Genomic DNA, 13,003 nt, shown 5'->3' on the forward strand with positions numbered 1-13,003 from the left:
CTTGAATCCTTCCTGGCTCATGTGCCGGGTGCAGCCAGCTCCATGACGGCGTCGCACAGCCGCTGGAGGTCTTCGGGAGAGATGTTGGAGCGCAGCATGACGCGCAGCCCCGCGCGCCCCTTCGGGACGATGGGGAAGAACACCGCCGACGCGTAGAAGCCCCGTTCCATCAACCGCCGCGAGCGCTCCACGGCCAGCTCCTCCGGCCCCACGTCGATGATCTTGATGGGGAAGTCCTCGCCCGTCGTCCGCGTGGGGACCCGCTCATCGAAGAAGCGGACGTTGTCGCGCAGCGCCTTCTGCCGCGCGGCCAGCTCCGGGGTGCCGTGGAGTCGCGCGGAGGCGACACTCGCGCCGATGGCCGGGATGGCCAGGCTCTGGGACCAGCCCAGCGGCCCCGCGAAGCGTCCCACCAGGTCCGCGTGCTTCTCCGGCCCCAGCATGACGGCGCCGCCCGCGGTGCCGAAGCCCTTGCCCAGCGAGCCCACGATGATGGTGCGCGAGTTGACCTCGCCCCCCATCGTCGCCCGCACGAAGCCCTCGCCCGTCTGGCCGTAGAGGGAGAGCGAGTGCGAGTCGTCGAAGTAGAGGAACAGCCCGTACTTGTCCTGGAGGGCGAACAGGTCCTTCACGATGGCCACTCCGCCCATCGAGTAGAAGCCGTCCGCGACGTAGGCCACGCGCGCGTGCTTGCGGCAGAGGTCCTCCAGGAAGTCCAAGTCGTTGTGCGGAGCGGTGATGACATGCGTCTCATCCGCGCAGATGGGCTTGATGAGGTTCATCGAGAAGTGCGCCGACTTGTCGAAGACCAGGATGGGTTTCTGGGAGTCCGGCAGCAGGTGTCCCGAGGCGATGAGGGGGAGCAGTCCCGCGCTGGCGGAGCTGGCGGAGTTCGTGACGAGCGTCTTCGCGCGCCAGAGGTGCGTCAGCTCCTCCTCCAGCGCATCCAGGTCCGCCAGCCGTATGCGCAATCGGGAGATGGACATGCACATCGTCCGCTCGCGCTGGAGGATCTCGATGGCGCCCTGGAGGACGTCGGGATGCGAGTCCAGCCCCAGGTACGAGCACGAACAGGTGTTGATGAACTCGCGTCCGTCCGGGAGCGCCAGCGTGCCTCGCCCGGTGTTGTGCACGGACAGGTCCAGCAGCCCCGCCTCCTTCGCGGCGGTGAAGGAAGGGTTGCCGTGCCCAATCATCGACTCGGTGTTGCGATAGCGATTCTTGAGTTCCATGGCGGCTCACTCCTGCGCGTCGAGACCTGGGATGAACGCATCGGCGCCGACCCGCGTCTCCGGCGATGCCAGGACGTGGTCCAGCAGCACGATGAAGTCGTCACACCACCGTCGAGGCGTGTCCGGCTCGAACAGGTCGGTGTTGAACTCGAGCAGGCCCGTGAAGCCGTCTCCCGTCTCCTCCAGGGAGAGGGTCAGCTCGTAGACGGCGGCCCCTCGGTCCGAGGCCATGGGGACGAGCGCGAGCTCCGGAAGCGCCAGCACTTCGGTGGGGGCGTTCTGGAGGACGAACATCGCCTGGAAGAGCGGCGCCCGGTCCGGCGGCCGCCGGGGAACGACGGCCTCCACCACCTGGTCGATGGGCACTTCCTGATGGGCATGCGCGCCGAGCGTGACGGAGCGGACCCGGCCCAGCAGCTGCCGGAAGCTGGGGTTGCCCCGCAGGTCCACGCGCAGCGCCACCGTGTTGACGAACAGACCGATGAGCGGCTCCAGCTCCGGGAGCGCGCGGTTGGCGATGGGCGAGCCGATGACCAGCTCCTCCTGCCGGGCCTGGCGGCACAGCAGCGAGCCGAACACGGCCAGCAGCGCCATGAACGGCGTGACGCGCTCGCGCTGGCAGAGCGCGTTGAGCGCATCGCTTCGCGCGCGGCCCAGGGACACGGGAAGCCAGGTGCCGTTGAACGTCCGCGTGGGGGGGCGCGGCTTGTCGACGGGGAGGTCGAGCAGCTTGGGTGCATCCGCCAGGACGGTGCGCCAGTAGTCCAGCCGGGCCTCCAGCTCGCTGCCCGACAACCACCGGCGCTGCCAGGCCGCGTAGTCCGCGTACTGGATGTCGAGCGGCGGGAGCTGGGGCGCCTCGTCCCGCACGAAGGCCGAGTAGAAGCTCACCACCTCGTGGGTGATGAGCCCCTCCGACCAGCCGTCGGTGACAATGTGGTGCTTGCTGAAGATGAAGACGTGCTCGTCGTCGGCCAGGCGGACCACGGCGCCTCGCACGAGCGGGCCGCGCATCAGGTCGAAGTGCTCGCGCGCGTCGTCGTCGATGCACCGCGCGAGCGCCGCCTCCGCGTCCTGCCTGCCCCGCAGGTCCACCAGCGGCAGGTCCACGCGAAGCGACGCGGCGACCTGCTGGTAGGGCCGCCCCTCCACCTCCAGGAAGGTGGCGCGCAGGGACTCATGGCGGTCCACCAGCGCCTGCACCGACGCCCGCAGGGCCCCGACGTTCAGCGCGCCCTTGATGCGGTAGGCGGAGGGCTGGTTGTAGGCCGTCGAGGTGGGGTTCGCCTTGAACAGCCACCACAGCCGCTCCTGCGAGAAGGACAGCGGCAGGGGCTTGCCGCGCGGCGCCTTCACCAGGGCCGGCCATGAGGGCTGCGACTCGAGCGGCGCGCCACGGATGCGGCTCGCGAGCGCGGCGACGGTGGGGGCCTCGAAGAGCGTCGTCAGGTGGATGTCCGCCTTGAGGGACTTGCGGATGCGCGACACCACCAGCGTCGCCAGCAGTGAGTGGCCGCCCAGCGCGAAGAAGCTGTCCATGACGCTCACGCGGGGCAGCTTCAGCACCGAGGCGAACAGGTCCGCCAGTTGCTGCTCCAGCTCGCCACGAGGCGCCACGAAGGGCGACGAGCCCCGCAGGCTGGCGGCGTCCGGCGGCGGCAGCTTCCCGCGCGCGAGCTTCCCGCTGGGCGTCAGCGGCAGCGTGCTCAGCTTCATGAGCACCGAGGGGACCTCGTGCTCCGGGAGCCTGCGCGCCAGCGCGTCCTTCATCGCCGAGGGCGCCCAGGCGGCGTCCGACTCCGGCACCACGTACCCCACCAGGCGCTTGTCGCCGGGCCCGTCCTCATGCACGCCCGCGGCGGCGTCGCGGACACCGGGCAGCTCCCGAAGCGCCGCCTCGACTTCGCCCAACTCCACCCGGAAGCCCCGCACCTTCACCTGCTCGTCCCACCGCCCCAGGAACTCCAGCACCCCGTCCTCGTTCCAGCGCGCCCGGTCTCCCGTCCGGTAGAGCCGCTCGCCGGGCACCCGTCCGTGCGCGTCCGGGATGAAGCGCTCCGCGGTCCGCTCCGGCTTCTCCAGATACCCCTGCGCCAGCTGCACGCCGCCGATGAACAGCTCTCCCGACACACCCGCGGGGCACGGCCGCCCCTGCTCATCCAGCACCCGCAGCGTCACGTCGGGCAGCGGCGAGCCGATGGGCGGCAGCCGGGGCCACGTCGTGGGTGCGCCCGTCATCCGGTACGCGCTCACGACGTGCGTCTCGGAGGGGCCGTACTGATTCTCGAGGACACACCCCGGCAGCTTCTCGAAGAGCGACACCACCGCGGGCGTCACCTGCATCTGCTCTCCCGCGGTGATGACCTCCCTCAGGCTCGTCGGCACCTTCGCGCCGTGCACCACCGCGTCCGCCACCGCCTGGAGGGCGACGAAGGGAAGGAACAGCCGCTCCACCTGCTGCTCCACCATGAAGTCGAGCAGCGCGGGCAGGTCCTGGCGCATCGGCGCGGACGGGACGACCAGCCGTCCCCCGGCGCTCCACGTCGAGAAGATCTCCTGGAACGACACATCGAAGCTCAGCGGGGCGAACTGCAGCGTCGTCGCGTCCGCCTTGGGCGAGTGCCCCCGCTGCCACGCCAGCAGGTTGCACAGCGCGCGGTGGGACAACACGACGCCCTTGGGCTTCCCGGTGCTCCCGGACGTGTACACCACGTAGCACGCGCTCTCCGGGGGCACGCGCGGCAGCGGCGTCAGCTCCCGGGGGCCGGGCTCCTCGGAGCCCAGCGCCTCCACGCGCAGCGCCAACCCGCGAGCGGGCGCGGGCAGCGAGTCCCACTGACTGTCGCGCGTCAGCACCCTCGCCACGTTCGAGTCCTCCACCATGTACCCCAGCCGCTCCGGGGGGTAGCGCGTGTCGAGCGCCACGTAGGCCGCGCCCGCCTTGAGAATCGCCAGGAGCGACACCAGTTGCTCGGGTGACCGCTCCATGAACACACCCACCCGGTCGCCCACTCCCACGCCCGCGTTCCGCAGGTGCCCCGCAAGCTGACGGGCCCGCCGCTCCAGCTGCGCGTACGTCAGCTCCCTCCCCTCGCAGACCAGCGCCACCGCGTCGGGCGTCCGCGCCGCCTGCGCTTCCACCAGCGCGTGCGCGCACGACTCCGCGCGCGGCCCACGCGCGGCTTCATTCCACGACTCGGCTCCCAGGCGTCGCTCCATCTCCGTGACAAGTAAGAGTTCGGACAGCCGCGAATCGGGTGAGCCCACCGCCTGCTCGAACAGCAGCGCCAGGTGCGCGGCCGTGCCGGACGCGGGGCGGTCCGAGCGAGACACCGGATGCATCACCGACGACTCGGCGACGTCCCGGAACCGCTGCGCGACCAGCGTGTCGATGCGCCCCGCGATGGCGGCCACCGTCTCCAGCTCGTCCAGCTCCTGGGGCGACAGCTCCACCCGGAACACGCTCCAGATGCGTGCGAGCACTTGGGAGTTCATCAACGAGCGGCCGCCGAGCTCGAGGAAGCGGTCGAGCGCGCCGACACCTGGAACATTCAGCACCTCACTCCAGATGAGCGCGACGGCGCGCTCGGTTTCGGTGCGGGGTTCCACCGCACGGGTGACACTGCGCGCGGCGCGGAGGTCCTGGGGGCGTGGATGGGTCATGGGGGAGTAGCCCTGGATAATGGGAATCCGGGTAAAACATTTCTTAACGACAAAACATGTGTAATTGCACGCACCCTCCCCACCAAGGATGAGCGGTTCACACTTGTCGCGTGGTGTCGTGTCGACCCAGGGCCCGCGCTCTCGGGGAACGGCTCCAGAAAATTGCTCCAGAGCTGGATGCGGCGATCAGGGTGTAGGCACGGACTGTCGTATACTGGTCGATTACCGAGTGACCCGAGCCTGCCCGGGATAGCGCGCCACCGCCGTGGGCCCGGTCACCGCCGCCGACGTCTGGCGGCGTGGGCGTGGTGCACCTGGGCGTGACGGATGACCTGAGAACATGAAGAAGACGCTCTCCCTCATGACACTGCTCGCCGCGGGAGCCAGCCAGGCCGCGGGGTTTCAGATCGACACGCAGAGCGCCCGCTCGACGGGCATGGGCAACGCGGCCACCGCCTGGCTCGACGACTCGTCCGCCATCTACTCCAACGCGGCCAACATCCTGGGCGTGAAGCGGTTGGACATCACCGTGGGCGACACGGGCATCCTGCCGCTGCTGGAGTTCACGCCGGACGGCGGCACCGCGCAGAGCCAGAAGCTGACGGTGTCACCGCCGCCGCACGTGTTCGCGGTGTTCCGCCCCTTCGAGTCGCTCGCGTTCGGCGTGGGAGCCTACGCCCCCTACGGCGCGCGCAGCCGGTGGAAGGACGACTTCGTGGGTCGCTTCCGCGGCAAGGAGTCGAGTCTCACGGCGTATTACATCAACCCCACCGTCGCGTATCAGCCGCATGAGGCGATTCGCGTGGGCGCGGGCCTGGACATCGTGCGCTCCACCGTGGAGATCCGCCGGGGGCTGAACTTCGTGGAGGGCGAGGGCGCCATCCACCTGGGCGGCGGCGCGTGGGGCGTGGGCTTCAACGCGGGCATCCAGGCGGAGCTGCTCCCGAAGGAACTGACGCTCGGGGTGCACTTCCGCAGCGCGGTGGCCGTCACGTTCGACGGCAAGGCGGACTTCCAGGACGTGCCCGTGGAGTTCCAGCAGCGGATGACGGACCAGCGCGTGAGCGCGGACGTCACCTTCCCCGCCACGCTGGCCCTCGGCCTGGCCTTCTACCCGATGGAGCGGCTGACGCTGGCCTTCGATGCGCAGGTGACGTTCTGGTCCTCCTTCGAGGAGCTGGCCATCGAGTTCCCGGACACGCCGGCGCTCAACAACCCGGTGGCGAAGCACTGGGCGACGAAGGCGAAGTACCACCTGGGCGCCGAGTACGCCGTCACGCCGCGACTCCAGGCGCGTGCGGGCTTCGTCGCGGACCTGGCCCCCAGCCCCGAGGAGACGCTCACCCCGGACCTCCCGGACGCGGACCGCTACAAGCTCACCCTCGGCGCGGGATACACCTTCGGCGCGCTGCGCGCGGACGCGGGCTACCAGTTCGTCATCCTCTCGGACACGACGAGCACCGCGCCCGGCATGGGCGGCACCTACTCCGGCTCCGCCCATGTGCTGAGCGTGACGCTCGGCTACGCGCTGTAGTCAGCCCTCGGTGCTGGAGGAGATGACGCCCATGGTGCGGTGCATCCGCTCCAGCCCCAGGCTCACCAGCGCGCGACGGATCTCCGCCTGCCCCCAGAAGAGCTTGCGGAACACCGTCTGGTCCAACCGCAGCATCGTGCAGGAGGTCCGCGCCGTCACCGTGGCCGTGGCCAGCCGTCCTCGCAGCAGGGAGACCTCTCCGAAGATGTCTCCCTCCGTCATGTCGGGATAGGCGGTGATGCGCCCGTCCCCATGCGTGTGGAAGACGCCGCAGCGCCCGCGCAGCAGGATGTAGAGCGCGTCCCCGGGATGCCCGCGTGAGAGCAGCGTCTCCCCCACGCCGACGGAGTAGGGCTCCAGCGCCCCACCCAGCTGGGCCCAGAGCCCGGGTGACAGGCCACTCAACAGCGGGCTGCTGCGCAGGGCATCCGCGAGCAGCCGCTCCCGACACCGCATGGCGACCACGGGCGCCTCCACGCCGTGACGCGCGCCAGCCACGGCGAGCCCGTTGAGCGACAGCTCCCGCACCACGGTCCGCTCCACGGTGACGACACTGGCCATTCGTGGACAGTGTGTCATCAGCGCCAGCTCGCCGAAGAAGTCCCCCGCGTTGAGCATGGCCAGCATCCGCGCCTCCCGGCGGTGGGTGGGCTCCCGGCACACCGCCACCTTGCCCTCCAAGATGACGAACATCGACGCGCCAGTGTCTCCCTCGCGCACCACCACCTGCCCGGCGGGGAGGAACCGCGTCCACACCGGCAACGGCGCAGGCCCCATCGGTTGCAATGAAGGGATTGGGGAAACCGGATTCGACATGCCGCCTCCACGGACTGTGAGTGGATTCGGAAGCCCAAAGTAGCGGCGCTTCGGAGCGACCGCAGTGAAGCCCCTCACACCTCGAACCAACACAATCCTAGGGGGTTTCCCGCACCAGGCGGTCAGGATGGACCAAGGTGATTCTCCCTCCCTCATAGGACAGCAATCCCTCACGCACGTAGAAGCGCAGCCACTTGTTGGTGCTCTCCCGCGTCAACCCGCAGAGGTTGGCGATCTCCGTCTGGGTGAGCCGCAAGGGAATGACGACGCCGCCGGCGCCACCGCTCTCCCCCTGCTCGCGCGCCAACCCCAGCAGCACCCGCACCAGCCGCTCCCGCGCGTCCAGGAAGTGGGTGTCGTGCACCAACTGTGTCACGTGGCGGACCATGCGGCTCAACGTCGCCAGCAGCGCCGTGGCCACGCTCGGGCGCGCCTCCACGTACCGGCGGAAGTCGTCCCGCTGGAGGATGAGGAGCTCCGAGTCCTCGCGCGCCACCGCGTCCGTGGAGCGGGGCTCGCCGTCCAGGAGCGCCAGCTCTCCGAAGAAGTCCCCGCGCGCCAGCAAGGAGAGGATGACCTCCTTCCCCTCCGGTGAGCTCAGCCGGATGGCCACCTCTCCCCGGCGGATGACATACAGCGCGGTGCCCACGTCGCCCTGAAGGAAGACAACCTCGCCGCGCCCGAAACGACACGGACGCAGCAGCGAAGACAGGCTCTCCAATGCCTCACTGTCCAGATGCTCGAAGAGCGATATCTCGGACAGCAGTTGCGCGTGTGACATGCCATCCCCCCGGAGCCTGGACAGACGTCCCCAGGCCCCGCCCCATCAGAGCCCACCCGCACCCCCTATTGCATCCCCGCTTTCGCTCGCACCCTGGCGGCTTCGCTGCGAGTGACAACCACCCTTGACACCGACTTGGGCGCATGGCACTTAATCCGCCCAATATCGATAATGAGAACCATTCTCATTTATCGGGTTTCCGACAGGCACTCCGACGCGAGGCCGAAGGAGTTGAAGTCGATGGGCGAGACACCCCGGGTGGCGTTGGTGACGGGAGCGGCGCAGGGCATTGGCGCGGAGGTGGCCAGGGTCCTGGCGGCGGAGTTCACCGTGGCCGCGCTCGACACGAACGCGGAGGGGCTGCTCGCCCTGGTGTCCGAGCTGCGGGGGCGCGGGCAGAAGGCGGCCGCGTGGCCGGTCAGCGTCGGGGACGCCGCCGCGGTGGAGACGGTGGTGGAGCGCGTCGAGCGGGAATTGGGCCCCATCCACACCCTGGTCAACGTCGCGGGCGTGCTGCGGATGTCTCCGGTGGTGTCGATGACGGACGAGGACTGGGCCACCACCTTCGGGGTGAACACGAACGGCGTGTTTCACGTCTCGCGCGCGGTGGCGCGGCGCATGGTGACCCGCCGCGCGGGGGCCATCGTCACGGTGAGCTCCAACGCCTCCGGGACGCCTCGGATGCAGATGGGCGCGTATGCGGCGTCCAAGGCCGCCTCCACCATGTTCACCAAGTGCCTGGGGCTGGAGCTGGCCGAGTACGGCATCCGCTGCAACGTGGTGTCCCCGGGCTCCACCGACACGGCCATGCAGCGCCTGCTCTGGAAGGACGAGCACGGCGCGGACGCCGTCATCGCGGGCGCGTCGGAGTCCTACCGCGTCGGCATCCCCCTGCGCCGCATCGCCACGCCTCGCGACATCGCGGACGCGGTGCAGTTCCTGGTGTCGGACCGCGCACGCCACATCACCCTCCACGACCTCCGTGTCGACGGGGGCGCCACCCTGGGCTGTTGACGCTCCCCTCCCCGTCCTCGAGGGCCTTGGCGCATCCAGAAGTTGATAACGATTCTCCGTATCAAAATCAAAGTTTCGAAACATTCGTGGAAAGCAGGAGTCACGCCGTGACGCAGACCGACCGTTCCGTGGCACCCCAGAAGCTGGCCGCGCAGTTGCTCGAGAGCTACGAGGCGGGCTCATCGTTCTTCTTCGCCTCGCCGCGCCGCACGCTGTTGGCCCGGGGCACGTTCGCCACGGTGCCGCACGTGGGCGGGGCCAGCTCGCTGGAGCGGCTGCCGGAGCGCGTGGCGGCGGTGCTGGGCGACTCGCGGCAGGCGGACCATGACATCCCCGTGGCGGTGGGCGCGGTGCCCTTCGACGGGAGCGTGCCCGCGCAGCTCGTGGTGCCCATGACGATTCAGCGCGCGGGGCCGCTGGTGTTCGACGACGTGGCCATGCCCCTGCCCTCCCAGCCGGCGCGCTACACCGTGCAGCCGGTGCCGGAGCCCTCCGCCTACCTCGACGGCGTGGCCCAGGCGCTGAAGCTGATGGAGCACGGTCCGCTGCGCAAGGTGGTGCTGTCGCGCGCGCTGCACCTGAGCGCGACGGCGCCCATCGACCTCCAGCGGCTGCTGCACAACCTGGCCCGGCGCAACCCGTCCGGTTACACCTTCGCGGTGGACCTGCCCTCGCGCGGGGCGGCCTTCCCCGGAGAGGGACGGCGCACGCTGATTGGCGCGAGCCCGGAGCTGCTCGTGTCGCGCTCGGGGATGCAGGTGCTGGCCAATCCCCTGGCGGGCTCGGCGGCGCGCAGCCCGGACCCGGTGGAGGACCAGCGGCGGGCCCACGCGCTGCTCCAGTCGCCCAAGGACCTGCACGAGCACGCGGTGGTCATCGACGCGGTGGCGGAGGCGCTGCGCCCGTTCTGCAAGAGCCTGGACGTGCCCGCCGGGCCGTCGCTCGTGAACACGCAGACGATGTGGCACCTGTCCAGCCGCATCGTCGGAGAGCTGCGCGACCCGAGCATCAGCTCCGTCACGCTCGCCCTGGCGATGCACCCGACGCCGGCCGTGTGTGGCTATCCGACGGAGCTGGCCCACGCGGCCATCGGCGACATCGAGCCATTTGAGCGCGGCTACTACACGGGCGCGGTCGGATGGTGCGACGTGAATGGCGACGGACAGTGGGCGGTGACCATCCGCTGCGCGGAGGCCGACGAGCACTCGCTGCGCCTGTTCGCGGGCGCGGGAATCGTCGCGGGCTCCAAGCCGGAGTCGGAGCTGGCGGAGACCGAGGCGAAGTTCCGGACGATGCTCCAGGCGATGGGCCTGGGCCAGGGCGTCGAGGTGAAGTCGTGAGCGCCGCCGACACCCGGCTCCCCGGGTGCCCCACGTGGCCGGAGGACTTCGCGGAGCGCTACCGCCGCGCGGGCTACTGGCGGGGGGAGACCTTCGGCCGGATGTTGCGCGAGCGGGCGGAGCGCCACGGCGACCGCGTCGCGCTCGTCTCCGGCGAGGACCGGCGGACGTACCGCGAGCTGGACGCGCGGGTGGACCAGCTCGCGTCCGGGTTCAAGGCCCTGGGCATCCGCGCCCGGGACCGCGTGGTGGTGCAGCTCCCCAACGTCGCCGCCTTCCATGAGGTCTGCTTCGCCCTCTTCCGGCTGGGCGCGCTGCCCGTCTTCGCCCTCCCCGCCCACCGGGGCGCGGAGATCGGCTACTTCTGCGAGTTCACCGAGGCGGTCGCCTACGTCATCGCGGACCGCCACGGCGGGTTCGACTACCGCACGCTCGCGACCAGCGTGAAGGCGACGGTGTCGCTCCAGCACGTCATCGTCGTGGGCGACGCGGGGCCGTACACCTCGCTGGAGAGCCTCTACCGGACGCCCGAGGCGCTGGAGGAGCCGCGCCCCGACGACGTGGCCTTCTTCCAGCTCTCCGGCGGCAGCACGGGTGTGCCCAAGCTCATCCCGCGCACGCACGACGACTATCTCTACAGCGTTCGCGCGAGCGCGGAGATCTGCCAGCTCGACGCGTCGAGCGTGTACCTCTGCGCGCTCCCCGCCGCGCACAACTTCCCCATGAGCTCGCCCGGCGTGTTCGGCACGCTCTACGCGGGCGGCACGGCGGTGCTGGCCCTTCACCCGAGCCCGGACGTGGCCTTCCCGCTCATCGCGCGGGAGAAGGTCACCATCACCGCGCTGGTGCCGCCCCTGGCCATGGTGTGGATGGACGCGGCCAAGGCGCGCCGGCACGACCTGTCCAGCCTGAAGGTGCTCCAGGTGGGCGGCGCGAAGCTGAGCGCGGAGGCCGCCGCGCGCGTGAAGCCGGCGCTGGGCTGCACGCTCCAGCAGGTCTTCGGCATGGCGGAGGGCCTGGTGAACTACACGCGCCTGGATGACTCCGAGGAGCGCATCATCCACACCCAGGGCCGCCCCATCTGCGCCGACGACGAGGTCCGCATCGTCGACGAGGACGGCCAGGACGTGGAGGTGGGCCAGACGGGCCAGCTCTTCACGCGCGGGCCCTACACGATTCGCGGCTACTACAAGGCGGAGACCCACAACGCGCGGGCCTTCACGGCCGACGGCTTCTACGGCACCGGCGACCTGGTGCGGATGACGGCGGACGGGTACCTGGTGGTGGAGGGCCGCGCGAAGGACCAGATCAACCGCGGCGGCGACAAGGTGGCGGCGGAGGAGATCGAGAACCACCTCCTGGCCCACCCCATGGTCCATGACGCCGCCGTCGTCTCCATGCCCGATGCCTTCCTCGGCGAGCGCACGTGCGCCTTCGTCATCGCGCGAGGGACTCCGCCTCCCACCACTTCGCTGACCTCGTTCCTGCGGGAGCGAGGCCTGGCCGCGTTCAAGATTCCGGACCGGGTCGAGTTCGTCGACACGTTCCCGAAGACCGGCGTCGGCAAGGTCAGCAAGAAAGCCCTGCGCGAGGCGCTCGTCCGCCCCGCCGTCACCCGCTGACCTCTCCCCTTCTCGCTCCACCCAAGGACTTGCCCCATGGCGCTTCCCGCCATCACCCCCTACCCGATGCCCGGCGTCGCCGACCTGCCGAAGAACAAGGTCGCCTGGACGCCCGACCCCAAGCGCGCGGTGCTGCTCATCCACGACATGCAGCGCTACTTCGTGGAGGCGTTCACCGCGGGCGCCTCGCCCGTCACCGAGCTGGTCTCCAACATCCAGCAGCTGCGGCGGCACTGCGCCTCGCTCGGCATCCCCGTGGTGTTCTCCGCGCAGCCGGGCGGCCAGACGCCGGAGCAGCGCGGCCTGCTGCTCGACTTCTGGGGCGGCGGCATCAACGGGGGCCCGCTCCAGAAGCAGATCATCGACGCGCTCACCCCGAGCGACGGCGACATCCAGCTCACCAAGTGGACCTACAGCGCGTTCCGCCGCACGAACCTGCTGGAGACGATGCGCGAGAAGGGCAAGGACCAGCTCATCATCTGCGGCATCTACGCGCACATCGGCTGCCTCCAGACGGCCAGCGATGGGTTCATGAGCAACATCCAGCCCTTCCTCGTCGCGGACGCACTGGGGGACTTCTCCCTCGCGCACCACCAGCTCGCGCTGAGCTACGCGGCGCAGCTCTGCGCCGTCACCACCACCGCGCACCAGGTCATCTCCGCGCTGGGGCCCGTGGCCTCCACGAGCACCTCCTCCGGACTGAGCAGCCACCAGGTCCGCGCGGACGTCGCGGAGCTGCTCCAGGTCTCCCTGATGGAGCTGGGGGAGAACGAGAACCTGCTCGAGCGCGGCATGGACTCCATCCGGCTGATGAGCCTGGTGGAGCGGTGGAGGAACGCGGGCGCGGAGGTCACCTTCGTGGAGCTGGCGGAGCGGCCCACGCTCACGGAGTGGTACGCGATTCTCGGCGCGCAGATGCTGCCTCCGCTCGCCGCGAGCACCGCCCAGGTCGCGCTCCAGCGACAGGCTTAGTGGTTCGTTCCATGCCCTCATGAAGGACC

The 13,003-nt window shown here is 70.1% G+C and carries 9 protein-coding genes; 5 read left to right on the plus strand and 4 right to left on the minus strand.

The annotated features are described in order from the left end of the window. Window positions 1-17 precede the first annotated feature (17 nt). Both MYSTI_RS21290 and MYSTI_RS21295 read right to left on the minus strand, forming a co-directional pair. Window positions 18-1,232 carry an aminotransferase class I/II-fold pyridoxal phosphate-dependent enzyme gene (locus MYSTI_RS21290; RefSeq protein ID WP_015349858.1) on the minus strand — a complete coding sequence of 405 codons (1,215 nt, stop codon included), beginning with the start codon at window positions 1,230-1,232 and terminating at the stop codon, window positions 18-20. Window positions 1,233-1,238: 6 nt separating this feature from the next. Further along, window positions 1,239-4,895 (minus strand): non-ribosomal peptide synthetase, encoded by a 3,657-nt coding sequence (locus tag MYSTI_RS21295; RefSeq protein ID WP_015349859.1) that lies wholly within the window; start codon window positions 4,893-4,895, stop codon window positions 1,239-1,241. Between the two features lie 340 nt (window positions 4,896-5,235). Between MYSTI_RS21295 and MYSTI_RS21300 the strand changes: the two genes are divergently transcribed. Then, window positions 5,236-6,429 (plus strand): OmpP1/FadL family transporter, encoded by a 1,194-nt coding sequence (locus MYSTI_RS21300; RefSeq protein WP_015349860.1) that lies wholly within the window; start codon window positions 5,236-5,238, stop codon window positions 6,427-6,429. On the opposite strand, the gene MYSTI_RS21305 is transcribed toward MYSTI_RS21300, so the two are convergent. Continuing rightward, window positions 6,430-7,185 (minus strand): cyclic nucleotide-binding domain-containing protein, encoded by a 756-nt coding sequence (locus MYSTI_RS21305; protein WP_233278361.1) that lies wholly within the window; start codon window positions 7,183-7,185, stop codon window positions 6,430-6,432. A 157-nt stretch (window positions 7,186-7,342) separates the two neighbouring features. Continuing rightward, complete coding sequence (locus MYSTI_RS21310; RefSeq protein WP_015349862.1) at window positions 7,343-8,026, minus strand: Crp/Fnr family transcriptional regulator; 684 nt, start codon at window positions 8,024-8,026, stop codon at window positions 7,343-7,345. A 240-nt stretch (window positions 8,027-8,266) separates the two neighbouring features. Between MYSTI_RS21310 and MYSTI_RS21315 the strand changes: the two genes are divergently transcribed. The 4 genes from MYSTI_RS21315 to MYSTI_RS21330 all read left to right on the plus strand — a co-directional run bounded on the left by MYSTI_RS21315 (window position 8,267) and on the right by MYSTI_RS21330 (window position 12,974). After that, window positions 8,267-9,040 carry a 2,3-dihydro-2,3-dihydroxybenzoate dehydrogenase gene (locus tag MYSTI_RS21315; RefSeq protein ID WP_015349863.1) on the plus strand — a complete coding sequence of 258 codons (774 nt, stop codon included), beginning with the start codon at window positions 8,267-8,269 and terminating at the stop codon, window positions 9,038-9,040. Window positions 9,041-9,147: 107 nt separating this feature from the next. Further along, entirely contained in the window at window positions 9,148-10,380 is a 1,233-nt protein-coding gene (gene dhbC, locus MYSTI_RS21320; protein WP_015349864.1) for an isochorismate synthase DhbC, read from the plus strand. After that, window positions 10,377-12,002: a (2,3-dihydroxybenzoyl)adenylate synthase gene (locus MYSTI_RS21325; RefSeq protein WP_015349865.1), complete on the plus strand. Its 1,626-nt coding sequence runs from the start codon at window positions 10,377-10,379 to the stop codon at window positions 12,000-12,002. The genes dhbC and MYSTI_RS21325 overlap by 4 nt, the downstream gene beginning before the upstream one ends. Window positions 12,003-12,038: 36 nt before the next feature. Beyond that, window positions 12,039-12,974: an isochorismatase family protein gene (locus MYSTI_RS21330; RefSeq protein ID WP_015349866.1), complete on the plus strand. Its 936-nt coding sequence runs from the start codon at window positions 12,039-12,041 to the stop codon at window positions 12,972-12,974. Window positions 12,975-13,003: the final 29 nt, after the last annotated feature.

It is taken from the genome of Myxococcus stipitatus DSM 14675, assembly GCF_000331735.1.
GTDB lineage: Bacteria > Myxococcota > Myxococcia > Myxococcales > Myxococcaceae > Myxococcus > Myxococcus stipitatus.